Origin of the sequence: Chachezhania antarctica (assembly GCF_003646465.1) — a bacterium.
GTDB lineage: Bacteria > Pseudomonadota > Alphaproteobacteria > Rhodobacterales > Rhodobacteraceae > Chachezhania > Chachezhania antarctica.
Window position 1 is genome coordinate 1 of record NZ_QZEX01000006.1, and the last position, 15882, is coordinate 15882.

Genomic DNA, 15882 nt, shown 5'->3' on the forward strand with positions numbered 1-15882 from the left:
CAAGGCTCGCATAACGGTCCGAAAGATCAAAGAAACCCATCTGCGTCATTGCTGCATCCCCTATATGCCGGTTCACCAAGTCACGATATCGCAGCGCCAAGGTCAGGGCAATTTTTAGAGATGCCCTCTTGATACTAATCCGCTAAATGCGACGAAAAAAACCACTGCCACCACCAAAGATGCGACGATGTACTTCGCTATTTGCCCACTCAGCAGGTAATTAGCTGCAGTTTCAATGGCTTGTTCTCGAGAGGCGTTGTCGTTGGTTGCAAGGAGGAACTTGAAGAATAAATCAAGAATCCAATTTACGATATAGAGGCCAACGAGCAAAGTCGTTAGGATATTGAGTGGACCAGAAAGACGAAATAATACTTTATCCCATATCGAGGGTTCGTCCATTAACGATTCGATATGTGACTTGATATGCCCTTCGAGATCCAAGCCCCATGATGTTCTGGTATGGTTAACAGTGTAGTTAATAACACCAAACTCAGAATTATCATGCCCGACAAAAAATTGGATTTTGTCGCCTGCCATCCGAAAGGTGCTGTCACTTGTGACCATATCGACGGTCTCGGATATCGCTTCCGACGACCTTATTGTGAGGTCGATTTCTTGTCTTTCCTTATCAGCGCTATCAGGAAAGCTCACAAGGTATGATAAATGAATTGTTACTAGAGTTGGGTGTCGTTTGCGTGTCTCAGCGTATTCTTGGAAGGACTTGATGCTGGGAAATTTCCTTGAAGTCCCGTCATTGTAGTAAACAGTAAACTCACAAAGTATGGCGGTAGCGCCATTCTGCTCGCTCACACGTTGATCTACAAGGTGATAGAAATTCTCAATCGAGTTTAGATTCAGATCGAATACACCACGAAGGGCTCCAAATATTACTTTGGAGTCTTTCGTGGATGCTTTCAGCAGTTCTCTGAGTTTTTCGCTTTCGATAGCCTCTGGAGGCGTTCCAGAAGCTCCATCACCAGTTTGTGGAAGTCCATCCATTTGCCCTCTAGTTGACCAACTGCACTAAAACACAGGGAAGTTTTAAAATGAATTAACGCGTCGGTCTCTCGTGAGTTCCGTTGCGTTAAATTTATGCATGATCTGTGTTTCGAGCAAGTTTCAATTTTCTTTACTTTTCATGTACTTGCAGGATTCAGTCTTCTGTTTTCTTGCCATAGCTCAAAATCAGAGTGCCTTCAAGGGTAGTCGAGCTACGGTCAAAGAGAGTTCGGACCGATCACCCAAACCGATCCACCACCCACTGCACCCACCGCTTCTCCGACCGTATCCCGATCTCTCCGCCCTCCACCGGGTCCAGGCCTCCGGCGCGGAGGATGCGGCGTTCCTCGGCGCGGGTCATCTGGATTTCCTGCATCTGCAAGGCCGCCTCGCGCTGGGTCACCAGCTTGCCCTTGCAGCCATAGACCAGATCCCAAGGCGTTTTCGGCGGGCGGCCGCGGTAGCCGGTGAGCGGGTTCCAGAAGCCCGTCTGCTCGTAATCCTCAAGCTGCCAGATCCGCTTCACCTCCTCGATCGAAACGATGGCGGCGATGGCGTTGCCGTGCCGCGTCAGGATGATCGCGTCGCGCGGGTCCTGGGCACGGGTGCACAGCTGGCCCAGGCAGGCGCGGGCCTCGGATATGGTATAGCGACCCTTCACGGACATGGGCGGATGCCTTTGTACAAAACGAAGTTCGGGGTCTGAAATCCTTGTACAAAACGGTTGATTTCGGGTGACGGGGCCGCGCGGTGGGTCAGGCCGCCATGAAGGCCTTGTACCCGGTCAGCGCGAACTGGATGCCCATCGCGACGATGATCAGACCCATGTAGCGCGACGCCATCTCCCGCCGCAGGCTGGGCTTGCCGTCCCCCGGCCCCTTGACCGAGGCTACCATCAGAAGCCCCCATGTGAACACGCAGACCACCGCGATCGACACCAGCGCGGTGACCGGGAACCCGTCCCGCGAATGCGCCGTGGCGATTGTGATCACGCCGGTCATCGTGCCGGGGCTGGCGGCGAAGAGGACCAGCTTGCCGAGGCCGGGATCCTCGTCGGCGGTGTCTCCGGAAGGCGAGGAACTGCCGCCGGCCAGCATGGAAAACCCGATGAACATCAGCACCGCCCCGCCCGCGACGGAAAAGGCATCGAGCGAAATTCCGAACGCTTTCAGCACGTTGGTACCGAACAGAGCGGCGATGGTCAGCACGAAAGCCACGATCGCCATCGCGGCCGTGGCCTCGCGGAAGGCGGCGGCCCGGGGCTTGCCGGCGACGAGGCCGGAAAAGATCATCACGCAGACGACCGGGTTGACCAGCGAAATGATCGTCGCGAGGGCCTGCAATTGTTGGTTCATCCGGGCACCTTTGAAACCTGCGAAACTGGCCCAAGAATTGTCCAGCCCGCCGGGTTTGGCAATCGCGCGCGCCAAACGCGCCCCGCGGCCGTGGCCCGCGTGCCAGCCTGCCCGGGGTGCACCATCACAAGGCGTTGATAGCGCGCGCATTTTCGCGTGTGCCACGGCCTTCCGTTCGACTCCTGCCCGCGTTTCGGGCTTTGTGTTTGGCCCCGGGGTTGCTAATACGAAAGCGGTATAGATCGCCGGCGTGTGCCGCCCGGCGCGGATCTTGTTGAGGCATGGGGCATCGGACGTCGCAGGATGCTGGCAGGACTGGGAATTTTATCCGTATGAGTGACACCACAACCGCGCCGCAAACACCGACCCTGGACCCGGGGCCGGGATCATGGGTCGCTCCGGGTGGGTTCGATCACACCGGCTATGTCGGGCTTGCGATCCTGCTGATGGTGCTGTTCCTCATCATCTATCTTTACGCCGTATTCGACCGGTATTCCGAGCATCGCGGGTCGACAACGCCGCTGCGGACGACGATCCCGACGATGCTGACGGTGGGCCTGGCTTACGACCTGCTGCCGCCGCTGGAAGGGGTGAACTTCCTTCTGCCGCTGTCGCTGATCGTGGGTGCGCTGGCGCGCGACATGGTGCTGTGGTTCAAGCCGCAATCCGGCCCGGAGGTGATCCGCGTCATCGAAACGCGCGAGGTCATGGCCGGGGGGCCGACCGAGGCCGATCAGAACGATACTGCCGCGACGGCCGGCAAGGGCGAGGACAAGTAGGATGATCGAGCTTCTGCTGACCTCGTTCCCGTTCCTGATCCGGATCGCTTACCTGCGGTATCGCGGCTGGGCGATCACGCTTTACAACGTGCACCGTTCGGTCTTCATCTGGATCTGCCTGTTCATCGCGCTGATCTTCACCATCGAGTATTACCATCCCGACACGCACAAGGCGCTGGTGCCCTTCCGCATCGTGCCCGTCGTGCCCGAACGCAGCGGCACCGTGACCTCGATCGCCGTGAAGCCCGGCAGCGAAGTGAAGGAGGGCGATCTTCTCTTCACCATCGAGGACAGCCGCGAGAAGGCGGCCGTCGACGTGGCGCAGACCCAGATCGCGAATGTGCAGGCCCAGATGAAGGTCGCGCAGTCCGAGGTCGACCAGGCGAAATCGCAGGTCACGACGGCGCAGTCGGCGTTGAAGGACATCAACATCACGCTGAACAATCAGGAAGAACTGAAGGCCAAGAATTCGCCCGCCTTTGCGGAAGACAATTACGAACGTGCCAAGGACCGGTCGGAATCGCAGCAGGCGGTTGTCGACGGCGCGAACGCGCAACTGGCAACGGCGCAATTGAAGGCGACACAGCTTCTTCCGGCGCAGCTCGCCTCGGCCCAGGCCGAGCTTGAGAAGGCCAAGGTGCAGCTGGCGCTGACGCAGGTGCATTCCCCGGTCGACGGGCGGATCGCGCAGATCACGCTGAACGTGGGCGACCGGGCATCCCAGGTGGCGCTGTCGCCGTCGATGGTGATCATCCCGGATCGTGCGGCGGACGAGCCGAAGGAGATCGTGGCGGGCTTCACGCAGGTGCAGGGAACGGTGATCCACCCCGGCATGGCGGCCGAGGTCGCCTGCCGCAGCAACATCAACAACAGCATTACCGGGACGGTTCTGCCGGTCCGCGTGACGCGGGTGCAGGACCAGATCTCGTCCGGGCAAATCGCGCCCAGCGGCGGGCTTCTCCAGCCGTCGAACATGCCGCGGCCCGGCGATGTCGTGGCGTTCCTGGAACTCGTCTATCCCGAACAGCAGGACCTGTTGATCGACGGCAGCGCCTGCCTTGTGCAGGCCTATACGACGAAGGTCACGGGCAAGCTTGCCGGGACATTCCTGGGCGAGGTCATCCAGGCATGGGCGCTTGAAAAGGCGGTGGTTATGCGGATGAAGGTCTGGATCATGCTGGCCACCGGCGCCGGTCTGGGCGGTGAGGGCTGAAGGCAGCCGGTGGTGCATCCCTGGCGGGCGCGGGGCTGGCCTGCGCCCTGTCCAGGTCTTAACCGTGGTGACGTGCATGTTGGCCTTCATCCTGCATCTGTTCATCGGGGCCACGCTGGCCGGGTCCGCATCGTGATCGTCCTTGTTGCGGGGTGGGGATCGGCATGGACACTGGGCGGCGCGGTCGTCGCCGGAATGGTGATTGCTTTTCCGGTCGCGCGGATCGTTGCGAAGGCGATCGAATGAGATCTGCCGCAGAATGACCTGAAGGGTCTCGGACGGGAAAACAGACAGGGCCGGCACATTGCCGACCCTGGTGCATCAACTCTGGAAAGGGCTGTTACGAATTGTCGTCGACAGCTTCGGCCTTGGCGGCATTGGCCGCCAGAATGGCGCGCATTTCCTCGATCGTTTCGGTGAATTCAAGCGTGCCGCCCGAAACCCATTCCTTGTCGAGCGTAAAGCGCAGGCCGGCGAATTCGTCTTCCAGTTCTTCGTTGAAGTCGATCAGCAGGCTGTGGTCGCCGGTTTCGGTAACGCTTGCACCCGAGACGGTGCCGATCATGACGCCATTACCGTCATAGACAGCATCGCCAAGAAAGTCGGAGTTCTTTTCGAAAACCGTTTCGCTTTGGTCGCTGGCGGTCACGCCGTTGGAAACAACTTCTGCAGCAGCGGCGGTTGCAAGAAAGGAAGTTGCAGCCAGAATTGCCAGGGTCTTCATGGTGATTTCCTTCGTTGTTGTTATTCATGCAGACAACGTGCACCTTCAGGATCTGTTCCCGTCCCCGCGCGGCTTCCGGAATACGGGAACCGCGGATAAGCGGAACTTTGCCCGCGGTCCGGGGGCGGGCGATCCGCAAGTGCCGAAACGCGTCTGATCGCGGGCGATCCGCACTGTGGCGGCGGGTACGAGACCGCCGGACGCATCGTCGCCACACCACGGGGATGTGGCGGTGGAGCGATCCGGTAGAGAGCGGGCGTCCGGACCCAACTCCCCACTGGCAATTCCGGCACCGACGGTCCACAAATCACCGGATCGGTCGACGCAAGAGCCGGCAAGGAGGAGATGATCTGATGAACGCAGGGGCGCCGAAATGACCAGGAAGACCGTCTATCTTCACATCGGGTCGCACAAGACGGCCACCACGTCGCTGCAAAGCACGTTCAGCGTCAGCGACGCTCTGATGGAGGCCGCGGGCGTCCTGTTCCCGAAATCGGGACGCAAGTACCAGGCGCATCACCCGCTGGCGTGGCAGCTGCGGGATCAGGACACCGTCGATACGCCGCTGGACGCCCTGGGTGACTGGCCGGCGCTGTTCGACGAGATCGACGCCAGCCCGGCCGAAGTGGTGGTGATCAGCTCGGAAGATTTCGAGTGGATCCCGACGCTGGACCGGCTGGAAGACCTGAAACGCCGATACGATCTGCGCGTCCTGTTCTACATGCGCAGCCCGGAAACCTATCTCGAAAGCTTCTACAACCAGATCGTCAAGGATTTCGTCACGCGCGAGACCCGCACGCTGGAAACCTACATGACCGAAGAGGGGCTGTTCTTCCTCGACAACCTGCGGATCCTGAGCCGGTGGAGCAAGGTCGTGGGGCAGGAGAACGTCATCGTACGGCTCTTCGACCCGGACTACCTGAAGGGCGATATCGTCACCGACTTCATGGATGCCATCGGCTGCAAGGCCGAAATCGCGTTCCGCGAGCCGGACGTGTCGGTCCTGCACAAGGTTTCGCTGCCGCCCGACGCGCTGGAATACCTGCGGCTTTGCAACCGGCACCTGACGCAGGAGGACGGGCACCATGCCTTCGTGGTGGACCTTGTGCAGATCGCGCGGACGAACCGCGACGGGCTGATGGAAACGCGCGGCGGGCAGCTTTCGCTGGCCGCAAAGACCGCGGTGCTGCGCCGCTTCGTGCCCATGAACCGCGAGGTGTCGCGCCGCTTCCTTGGCGCCGATCATTCGCCCTACCTGCCGCAGCGCGCGAAGCCGCATCCCGATTACGATCAGCGCATGGCCGTGGCCGATGCCGGGGTTGTTGCCAAAGTCGCTGTCATGATACGTAACCGGGATTGATTTTCGTTCCCAACACCACGTTTTCATACGGCAAAAGCAATGCACGTCATCGTCCATATCGGCTCTTACAAGACCGGCTCCACGGCCATCCAGGCGTCGCTCGACGCGGGTCGGGATACGCTTCTGGAGCAGGGATGCTACTACTACCCGGGCGAGAAACCGGCACGCGTGCAAAGCCTGTCCATGCTGTACGCGCGCGGCGGCAAGGCGCCGTCCGAAGGCCTGCGCCAGTTTTATCCGACGATTGACGAGACCCGCCTGTGGAGCGAACAGTGCTGGCAGAATTTCGAGGCCGACATCCGCGCCCGCAAGCCTGCGCTGACCGTGATCTCGAGCGAGCATCTGTCGGACATCAGCGACATTCCACTTTTCATTGCCCGCCTGCGGCAGACCTTCGACCGCGTGTCCGTGATTGGCTACCTGCGCGAACCACTGGACCTGTATTGTTCCAGCCTGCAGCAGAAGATCCGCGGTGGCGGACGGGCGCTGTCCGAGATCAATTCGCCGCTCTCCTACAACTATCGGCTGCGGCGGTTCTTCAAACAATACCGCGATGCCGTGGGCGCCGAAAATTTCATCGTGCGGAAGTATTCGCGGACCAATCTGAAGGATGGCGACGCGGTACAGGATTTCCTGGCCCAGGTGTCGGCCATCGGAACGCCGGTGTCGGTGCCGTCGGTGCGGGCCAATGAAGCGGTGCCCGGCGCCGCGGTGGCCTGGCTTCTGACGCTGAACGAGACCGGGCTGTCCGCAAAGGATCCGCAGCGGATGGCGATCATACAGCGGTTCCAGAACTCGGACGCGGTCCAGGCCCTGCCCAAGCTGAAGCTGACCGACCCGGCGCTGATCGCGATCATAAAGAACAACACGCATGGTCAATGCGCCTGGCTGAACAAGACCTTCCTGAAAGGGCAGGAGCCGCTGCAAGCCGGGCTGGACGATGATCTGCCCGAGGGCGTCAGCGTTCCGGAAAAGGAAGGCGAGGCACGGGCACTGATGCGGAATTGGCTGCTGGGCTACCTGACGTCCGAAGCGACCCGGACCATCGCCGACGCGGCCATCGCGAAGGGCCGCAGGAAGCCGGACACGGCGCTCGCGGTGCAGTAAGCGCCGCCGCGTGTCATCGTGAGGCCTGCATCATCCGGATGAACTCCGGCTGCCAGCGCCAGTTTTCCATCTGCGTGAAGTTGTAGTCGGTCTTGTCCTCGACCATCGCCTGAAGGCGCAGCTCCGTCAGGAAATCCAGCCCGTCGATCCCGACACGGGCCAGATTGACATCGGCCAGCGCCTCGCGCCCGAAGGTCCGGGCGATCATGGCAAGGAACTCGACCGCCGCATCCTGGTAGATCGGCTTCAGATCGGGGCGCAGCCCGTCATAGGACCAGTGCATCGTGTTCAGAAGCGATTCGACGGCGGGGCGGATATCCAGCCACGCCTCGGCCTGCGCCCGCTGGAACACCTGCCGGAACATGTCGAAGCTGTAGAAATGCCGCTCGTCGCCTTGCTTGATGTCCTGCGCGGCGTGCTGGCGGTAGTGGTAGCTGTGCCCGAACACATGCGCCGCGCGTCCGCAGTGATAGGCGCTGAGCAGCTGGAAGATCTGGTCGTCGAAGGCCCGGACATGTTCCGGGAAGACGATATCCCGATTGTCGAGGAAATCGCGCCGGTAGACCCTGCGCCAGATCGACGGCTGGCCGTGCATCGCCTGGATCCCGTCGAACATCGCGTAGCGCAGCCCGCCCAACTGGCGGTCGGGCCCGCGCTTCCACGTGTCCTTTTCGTAGCTGGGCCGGAATTGGTCGTCGCCGTCCTCGTCCACGTCGAAGAACACGAACTCGCCTTCGACCATGTTCAGCCCGGTGTAGCGCGCGACCTCCAGCAGCGACGAGAACAGGCCCGGATCGACCCGGTCGTCGGCATCGACGAAGGCGATATGCGCGGCCTGCGAATGCAGCCGGCCGTAGTTCCGGGCCGACGCACAGCCGCCATTGGCCTTGGGCAGCAGCTTCACCCGCGGGTTGCCGTCGAACCGCCGCGCGACGATGTCGCCGCTGTCGTCGGTCGAGCCGTCGTCGACCACGAGAATTTCGATATCCGGGTTGCCGTCGGCCAGCAGGCTGTCGATGCATTCAAGGATGTAGGCCCGCGCATTGTACAACGCGACCACGATGTCGAGCTTGGGCTGGCGGTTGTCGAACCCGTCCTCGAAATCCCGCCGCACCACGTGGCGACCGTGGGGCAGGTAGATCTCGCGCTTCCGGCGCGCGTCTTCGGGCAGCAACAACCGGCTGGGCACGTGGGTGTAGAGCTTGCCCGTCAGGAACGTCGTGGGCGCGCCGTGCAGCGCCTGCGCCAAAGCGGTTTCGACACCGGGCGCATCCAGTTTGACAAGGTCGGGGCTCGCGGCGGCCAACAGGGCCGGGGCGATGCACGGGGTGTCCACGATCGCGCCGCCCTGGACGTCGCCGGCCGGGGCCAGCCTGAAGCCTATCCCGGGCAGGCGGCGGAACGGGGCAGGCTCGCCCGCGCGCATGGCGTCCACCAGGGTCTTGGAAAAGCCGGGCTCGGGCAGGTTTTCGAGCGCCGCGTCCGGGTGAAACGCCGCGTGGATGCAGGTTACGTTCTTGAACTTGTTGTACTGGACCGTGGCTTCCAGGCTTCGGAAGCAATCGGCGTCGGGTTCGAAACACACCACGTGCCATGACGGGAACGCCTTGGCGAAGGGCAGGGCGAACCAGCCGGCGCCGGCGCCCACATCGGCCAGCAGCCCGTCCTTCGGGATCACGCGCGACGCAAGGAAGGGCTCGTAGACCTCCCGCACCTCGGCCAGTCGCGTCCGCGCCTCATGCGCGTCGCCGGAATGCAGGATCTCCATGTCCTGACCGAAGGCACTGACGTTCGCGATCGTCAGGTCTTCGGGGGGTGTGTTGAACAGTTTACGCCGCAGGTTCATCCGTGGCCCCCTGTAACTGAAGATGCTCGCGCACGAAGTCCTGCAACATCTCGCGTTCGTCCCGCGGGTCGGGGGCGCTTTCCGAGATCACGAAGAACCGCGGATCGACGCTGCGCAGGGCCTGCCGCAGCACGGCCCGGTAGGATGCACGGCGATCCAGCGATATCGTCATCTCGCACCAGCGCAGCAGGCGCAGCACACCGATGGAGACCGCGCCGCGCATCCGTTCGTTGGCAAAGGTGGGGTGGGCGGCGAAGATTTGGAAGGTGACGGTCGCCACGCCGATGATGTCATAACGGATGGTCTGGTTCGATCCGGTCAGCTGAGGGCGCAGCTGGCGGTGGAAATAGGTGAAGCTGCGCGCGTTCAGGAATTCGATCGATTGCGCGTGCGCGACCGCCATCGTGTGGAACATGATGTCTTCGAAGAAATGCCCGTTGGGAAAGCTCAGCTTGCCCCGGTCGATCAGCGCGCGGGCGATGAACTTGTTGGCGGATTGCGGCTCGAAGCTCGCGGCCCACGCGCGCTTTGCGGCGATGTCGAGCTTGCCCGTCTGGGCGACCTCGTCCTCGGCCCCTTCGGCGCTGACTTCGTCCATGAAGAATTCCAGCGGCCCGTGCGGGCGGGCCATCACGCCGCGCACCAGCAGAAGCTCGGCGCCCGAGATCTCGATGGCGCGCGCGGCTTCGGCAAAGGCCCAGGGCGCGCGGGTGTCGTCGGCATCCAGAAAGCACACGTATTCGCCGGTGCAATGCCGCAGCCCGCGGTTCCGGGCCGATGACAGGCCGTCATTCGATTGTTCGATAATCCTGATCCGCGGGTCGGACAGGGCGGCGAGTTCGGCCTTCGTCTCGGCGCTGCCGCCATCGTCGACGATGATCAGCTCCAGATCCTCGTGGGTCTGGTTCAGGATCGATGCCACGGCCTGCCGCAACAGCTTGCCTTCGTTGTAGGCCGTCATGACGCAGGAAATCTTCATCGTGCCGTCATCCCGGTGCCGTGGCCGTCCAGTGCCGTGACCGCAAGGTCATGAATGCGGATTTCCCCGTTCTTCGGCGGCAGGAACAGGTGCAGATCCATCGCATGTGCCTTTCCGATCAACCACGCAGGGACCGTGATCTCGAACCCGTTCGTTTCCGTCCTGGTCGAAAGCGTCATCGTTTCGCGCGCGAAGACGTCGTGGAAGCCTTCCTCGGGCAGATGGGCGCGCAGGGCCGGGCGGATCTCCATCTCCGGACCGGCAGAGGCGCGCAGCCGGACGGCGTACCGGTCGCAGGCCAGCCAGTCGCCCGCGCCCAGGACAAGCGCGATCTCCAGCCACGCGGCATCCTCGGCCACGTCCCGGAACCGCAGGTCGATGGCGGCGCTGTCCCCGCCCTCGATCAGCCCCTTCCCGGGATCGATGGCCGAACGGATGCCGTCGGCGATGAGCAGATGGTCCATGGGTTCCGGCGGGGGCGGCAGCCGTTCGGGAGAGGAAAGCTCGAAATTCACAAACATCTCGCGTCCTTTCCTTGAAACACGGGGCCGGTCCGGACCGGGCGGTTGTGGGGCCCCGTATCGCATGCGTTCCCTGACCTTTCGGCCCGGCAACGCGTCCGGTCAGCGATAACCATCTTGGTCAGACACGGCAACACGATAGGCCATTGGTCGAAGGCAGTCTGTGGCGCGCAGGGCATAGTGTGCGGGCCGGGTCTCATGAGGCCTCCGGTTCAAGCGTCCGCCAGCCGATATCGCGCCGGTAGAACCCTTCGGGCCAGTCGATCCGGTCGATCATGGCATAGGCGCGGTCGCGCGCCTCGGCCAGCGTGTCGCCCCGCGCGGTGACGTTCAGCACCCGGCCGCCCGACGCGGTGATCTCTCCCCGCGTGCCTGAAGTTCCGGCGTGAAAGCACATCTCGAAGCTGGTTTCGGGCAGATCCTCCAGCCCCCGGATCGCGGTGCCCTTCTTGTAGGCCCCGGGATAGCCTTGGGCCGCCATGACAACGGTCATCGCGTGATCGTCGGCCCAGTTGACCTGCATCTTGTCCAGTCGGCCGCGCGCCGTCGCCAGCATCAGGTCCAAGGCCTGACCGCCCAGCCGCATCATCAGCACCTGCGCTTCGGGGTCGCCGAAGCGGACATTGTATTCCACCAGCCGCGGCGCGCCGTCCCTGATCATCAGGCCCACGTACAGTACCCCCTGGTAGGGCGTGCCGCGCCGCGTCATCTCGGCCATGGTGGGGCGGACGATCTCGTCCAGCGCGCGGGTCGTGACGGCGTCGCTCATCACCGGCGCCGGGCTGTAGGCGCCCATGCCGCCCGTGTTGGGACCGGTATCGCCTTCGCCCACGCGCTTGTGGTCCTGCGCCGTGCCGATGGGCAGCACGGTTTCCCCGTCGCAGAGCACGAAGAACGAGGCCTCCTCGCCCTCCATGAATTCCTCGATCACCACCTCGGCGCCCGCGGCCCCGAACTGGCCGGAAAACATCTCGTCGATGGCATCCAGCGCGTCCTGTTCTTCCATCGCAACGACGACGCCCTTGCCGGCCGCCAGCCCGTCGGCCTTCACCACGATGGGCGCGCCCTGGTCGCGGATATAGGTCTTGGCGGCCTCGGCTTCGGTAAACCGTGCCCAACCGGCCGTCGGCGCGCCGGAGGCATCGCAGACCTCCTTGGTGAACGCTTTCGACGCTTCAAGCTTTGCTGCCTCGGCGGACGGCCCGAAAACAAGCAGCCCGGCATCGCGCAGCCGGTCGGCCACGCCCGCGGCCAGCGGGGCTTCGGGGCCCACGATGACGAAGTCCATGGCGTTCTCTTCGGCAAAATTGGCGACCGCGCCGCCGTCTTCGATATCCAGCGCGGCGCATGTGGCGATCTGGGCGATCCCGGCATTGCCCGGCGCCACGATCAGCTTGTCGCATTTCGGGTTCTGCAACACGGCCCAGGCCAGCGCATGTTCGCGCCCGCCGCCGCCGAGGATCAGGATGTTCATGCGCGCCTCCGCCGGTTTCGCCCCGGCCTTCTAGGCGGCGGGCCGGTCGGCGGCAAGTCCGGGCTTGGGGCGGTACCGGCCCTTTCGGGCCCGGAGCGGCTGGGCTAGGGTCGGCGGACCTGACCCAATGCGACACCGGTGCCATGTCCGATCTGATCGACGACCCGACCCCCGGCGGCAACATGCCGGAATTTTCCGTCTCCGAAGTGTCGGGGGCGATCAAGCGCACGCTGGAAGACCAGTTCGGCCGCATCCGCGTGAAGGGCGAAGTGGGCCGCGTGTTCCGCGCGCGGTCGGGACACCTGTATTACGACATCAAGGACGACCGCAGCGTTCTGGCCTGCACCACGTGGAAAGGCCAGGTCGACAAGCTGTCGGTGGTCCCCGAGGAAGGCCTGGAAGTCGTCGTGACCGGCCGGCTGACGGCCTATGGCGCGCAATCCAAGTACAACATGAATGTCGACGAGGTCGCAGTGGCCGGGCAGGGCGCGCTGATGGCGCTGCTGGAAAAACGCCGCAAGACGCTGGCCGCCGAAGGCCTGTTCGACCCGGCGCGCAAACGCCCGGTGCCGTTCCTGCCCGAGGTCATCGGCGTCGTCACCTCGCCCTCGGGGGCCGTGATCCGCGACATCCTGCATCGTCTGCGTGAACGGTTCCCCCGCAAGGTGCTGATCTGGCCCGTCGCCGTACAAGGCAACGCCTGCGCGCCGGAAGTCGCTCGCGCCATCGAGGGGTTCAACCGGCTGACCCCGGGCGGCGCGTTGCCCCGGCCCGACCTGATCATCGTCGCCCGCGGCGGCGGCTCGGTCGAGGACCTGTGGGGTTTCAACGAGGAAATCGTGGTCCGCGCGGCTGCGGCGTCCGACATCCCGCTGATCTCGGCCGTGGGGCACGAGACGGATACCACACTGATCGACCACGCTTCCGACCTGCGCGCGCCCACGCCCACGGCGGCGGCGGAACTGGCTGTGCCCGTGCGGCTGGAACTGATGGCCACCGTCGACGGCCATGGCAATCGCCTGATGCGCGCCGTGACCCGCGGCGCGACGCTCTCCCGCCAGCGGCTGGGCGACCTGTCCCGTGGGCTGCCCCGGCCCGAGACGCTGTTCGACACGCCGCGCCAGCGGCTGGATCAATCGGGCGAGGCGCTGGGGGCCGCGCTGGAACGCTATGTCAGCCGTCGGCGGGTGACGCTGTCGGAACTCGGCGGCGGGCTGAGGCCATCGGTCCTGAACCGCCTGATCGCAAACGAACGTCGCAGCCTGACCGGCACCGCCGCGCGCCTTGGTCCGGGTCTTGCCCGCTCTGTCGCAGCGCGCCGCGACCGGTTCGATGCCCGCGCCCAGCGGCTGACGCCCCGGCCCCTGCAGCGCGACGCGGCGGACAAGGCAGAAAAGCTGGAAACCCTCACCCGCCGCCTGTCCCGCGCAGGCACGGCCCAGCTCTCGGCCCTGCAATCGCGGCTCGAAGCGGCGGACCGTCTGCGCGAGACGCTCAGCTACAAGGCCACGCTGGCCCGCGGCTACGCGGTCGTGCGGGCAGGTGAGGACGTGGTGACCGACCGGGCGGCGGCCGAAAGCGCGCCGCTTCTGGAAATCGAGTTCCGGGACGGCCGCGTGCAGGCCATTCCGCAGGGCGACAAGCCGGTCACGAAACCGAAGACGAAAGCCACTCCGAAACCGCCCGAACAGGGAACGCTGTTCTAGCCCCCGTCAGACGCCGACATCCGGCCCCTTGCACATCATCTCGTCCCCGGTGTCCTGCGCTTCGTAAAGCTCGGTCGCGGTCGGATTGTCCTCGAACCGCGCGATCAGGCCGCCGGGGCCTTCCCGGAACGTCCAGCATTGCGGCTCGATCCGGTCCTCGTAGACGAAACAGATCTGGCCCGAGGTCTCGTACCACGTGCCGTACTTGCATTCGCCATCGAGAAACGACCAGATCACCTGCCGCCCGTCCAGGTACCGTTCCGCCCCGTAGGCCGTCCCGTTCTGGGCGTAGAAAAGCGTCTTGCCCCGCGTATAGGCATCGAATTCCGCGGCCGACATGGTCTGGGCGGCAGAGGGGAGCGCGCTTGTGCCCAGAAGGGCGGCGCAGACGGGAATCAGGTACGGAAATCGCATAGGGAATATTTGCAGATCCCGCCTGCGCGCGCCACTGCGTCCCGGTAATTCGGCCACCATGGGGGCCGATCGGCAACCGCCCGCTGCCGCCGGATGCGCCTGAACCCGGCCCGGTCACGTGTTGCGGCGCGGCGGGCTGCCTCCGGCGGAGGTATTTTGGGACCAAAGGCGTCAGGCACACGTCCCGGCTTCTTTGGTCCCCAAATACCTCAGCTGCGTGGGGACAGCGTCCCCACGCACGGACCCGCCAGGCGCGCGGCGTGCCTTTCCAATCCGCGCGTTCCGCATTAGGTGAAGTGAACGCCACCGAAGGGATCCAGATGTCGTTCTTTGCCAAACTCAAGGACCGCATGTTCAAATCGTCCTCGAAACTGGGCGACGGGCTCGATGCCATCGTGTCCGAGGGCGAAGACAAGGCGCCGCCCGCGGACGTGCCGGAGGCCGCGGCCCCGGAAGTAGAGACCCCGGAAGCGGATGTACCGGCGCCGAGAGAGCCCGCGGCAGAAGCCCCGGCAAGACAACGTACCGGCGTCATGGGCCGGCTGCTGGGCCGTGACGACACGCCCCGCCGGGTGCTCGACGACGATATGTTGGAAGAGCTGGAAGAGCTCCTGATCCAGTCCGACATGGGGGTCGATACCGCGCTGCGTGTCGCGGCCAACATGGCCGAGGGCCGGTTCGGCAAGCGTCTTTCGGTCGACGAGATCAAGACGCTGCTGGCGGCCGAGGTCGCGCGGATCATGGAGCCCGTGGCCCGGCCCATGCCACTTTATCCCAAGCGCCCGCAGGTGGTGCTGGTCGTGGGTGTGAACGGGTCGGGCAAGACGACGACAATTGGCAAGCTCGCCTCGCAGTTCAAGGCGGCTGGCAAATCCGTGGTGATCGCCGCGGGCGATACGTTCCGTGCGGCGGCCGTCGAACAGCTGCAGGTCTGGGGCGACCGTGCCGGCGTTCCGGTTCTGACGGCACCCGAAGGGTCCGACCCTGCCAGCCTCGCCTTCGACGCGATGACCAAGGCCGAGGCCGAGGGCGCCGACCTGCTGCTGATCGACACCGCGGGCCGGCTGCAGAACCGCGCCGACCTGATGGAGGAGCTGGCCAAGATCGTCCGGGTCATCCGCAAGAAGGACGCGACCGCGCCCCACAACACGCTCTTGGTGCTCGATGCGACCACAGGGCAGAACGCGCTGCGGCAGGTCGAGATCTTCCGGAACATCTCGGACGTGTCGGGCCTGGTCATGACCAAGCTCGACGGCACGGCCCGTGGCGGCGTGCTGGTGGCGCTGGCCGACAAGTTCGGCCTGCCGATCCACGCCATCGGGGTGGGCGAACAGATCGACGATCTGGCCCCGTTCGATCCGCAGGACTTTGCCGCAGCCCTGACCGGCCAGACCGGCAGATAGGC

General features: G+C 64.0%; 15 protein-coding genes. 6 read left to right on the top strand and 9 right to left on the bottom strand.

The genetic code is table 11. The features are described 5' to 3' along the window. Positions 1-114: 114 nt before the first annotated feature. The 3 genes from D4754_RS23970 to D4754_RS12680 all read right to left on the bottom strand — a co-directional run bounded on the left by D4754_RS23970 (position 115) and on the right by D4754_RS12680 (position 2354). Positions 115-999: a hypothetical protein gene (locus D4754_RS23970; protein WP_163025897.1), complete on the bottom strand. Its 885-nt coding sequence runs from the start codon at positions 997-999 to the stop codon at positions 115-117. A 238-nt stretch (positions 1000-1237) separates the two neighbouring features. After that, positions 1238-1666 (bottom strand): type II toxin-antitoxin system Phd/YefM family antitoxin, encoded by a 429-nt coding sequence (locus tag D4754_RS12675; RefSeq protein WP_121064130.1) that lies wholly within the window; start codon positions 1664-1666, stop codon positions 1238-1240. Positions 1667-1754: 88 nt separating this feature from the next. After that, positions 1755-2354 carry a MarC family protein gene (locus D4754_RS12680; RefSeq protein WP_163025898.1) on the bottom strand — a complete coding sequence of 200 codons (600 nt, stop codon included), beginning with the start codon at positions 2352-2354 and terminating at the stop codon, positions 1755-1757. Between the two features lie 332 nt (positions 2355-2686). Here D4754_RS12680 and D4754_RS12685 point away from each other — a divergent pair, with 332 nt between their 5' ends. Together D4754_RS12685 and D4754_RS12690 are read left to right on the top strand one after the other, a co-directional pair. Further along, positions 2687-3133 (top strand): hypothetical protein, encoded by a 447-nt coding sequence (locus D4754_RS12685; RefSeq protein WP_121064134.1) that lies wholly within the window; start codon positions 2687-2689, stop codon positions 3131-3133. Between the two features lies 1 nt (position 3134). Beyond that, complete coding sequence (locus D4754_RS12690; RefSeq protein ID WP_121064136.1) at positions 3135-4346, top strand: HlyD family secretion protein; 1212 nt, start codon at positions 3135-3137, stop codon at positions 4344-4346. Between the two features lie 340 nt (positions 4347-4686). Here D4754_RS12690 and D4754_RS12695 read toward each other — a convergent pair whose 3' ends face one another. Next, positions 4687-5070 carry a hypothetical protein gene (locus D4754_RS12695; RefSeq protein ID WP_121064138.1) on the bottom strand — a complete coding sequence of 128 codons (384 nt, stop codon included), beginning with the start codon at positions 5068-5070 and terminating at the stop codon, positions 4687-4689. A gap of 373 nt (positions 5071-5443) precedes the next feature. On the opposite strand from D4754_RS12695, the gene D4754_RS12700 reads away from it, so the two are divergent. Then, positions 5444-6430, top strand: a complete 987-nt coding sequence (locus tag D4754_RS12700; protein ID WP_121064140.1) for a hypothetical protein — start codon at positions 5444-5446, stop codon at positions 6428-6430. A gap of 39 nt (positions 6431-6469) precedes the next feature. After that, a complete protein-coding gene (locus D4754_RS12705; protein ID WP_121064142.1) occupies positions 6470-7537 on the top strand; it encodes a hypothetical protein in 1068 nt (355 codons plus the stop codon). 13 nt (positions 7538-7550) lie between these two features. Here the strand turns inward: D4754_RS12705 and D4754_RS12710 are convergent, their stop codons facing one another. From D4754_RS12710 to purD, 4 genes are all read right to left on the bottom strand, one after another. Further along, on the bottom strand, positions 7551-9383 hold the full coding sequence (locus D4754_RS12710) for an FkbM family methyltransferase (RefSeq protein ID WP_121064144.1): 1833 nt from the start codon (positions 9381-9383) through the stop codon (positions 7551-7553). Beyond that, positions 9367-10362, bottom strand: coding sequence for a glycosyltransferase (locus D4754_RS12715; protein ID WP_121064146.1), 996 nt, complete (start codon positions 10360-10362; stop codon positions 9367-9369). Before D4754_RS12715 ends, D4754_RS12710 begins: the two co-directional genes overlap by 17 nt. Beyond that, positions 10359-10883, bottom strand: a complete 525-nt coding sequence (locus D4754_RS12720) for a hypothetical protein (RefSeq protein ID WP_121064148.1) — start codon at positions 10881-10883, stop codon at positions 10359-10361. Before D4754_RS12720 ends, D4754_RS12715 begins: the two co-directional genes overlap by 4 nt. 196 nt (positions 10884-11079) lie before the next feature. After that, positions 11080-12357: a phosphoribosylamine--glycine ligase gene (gene purD / locus D4754_RS12725; RefSeq protein WP_121064150.1), complete on the bottom strand. Its 1278-nt coding sequence runs from the start codon at positions 12355-12357 to the stop codon at positions 11080-11082. 143 nt (positions 12358-12500) lie between these two features. Here purD and xseA point away from each other — a divergent pair, with 143 nt between their 5' ends. Beyond that, the gene (gene xseA, locus D4754_RS12730; protein ID WP_121064152.1) at positions 12501-14063 is read left to right on the top strand and encodes an exodeoxyribonuclease VII large subunit; all 1563 of its coding nucleotides are present in this window, start codon (positions 12501-12503) and stop codon (positions 14061-14063) included. A gap of 6 nt (positions 14064-14069) precedes the next feature. On the opposite strand, the gene D4754_RS12735 is transcribed toward xseA, so the two are convergent. Further along, entirely contained in the window at positions 14070-14477 is a 408-nt protein-coding gene (locus tag D4754_RS12735) for a hypothetical protein (RefSeq protein WP_121064154.1), read from the bottom strand. 320 nt (positions 14478-14797) lie between these two features. On the opposite strand from D4754_RS12735, the gene ftsY reads away from it, so the two are divergent. Then, positions 14798-15880: a signal recognition particle-docking protein FtsY gene (ftsY, locus tag D4754_RS12740; RefSeq protein WP_121064156.1), complete on the top strand. Its 1083-nt coding sequence runs from the start codon at positions 14798-14800 to the stop codon at positions 15878-15880. Positions 15881-15882: the final 2 nt, after the last annotated feature.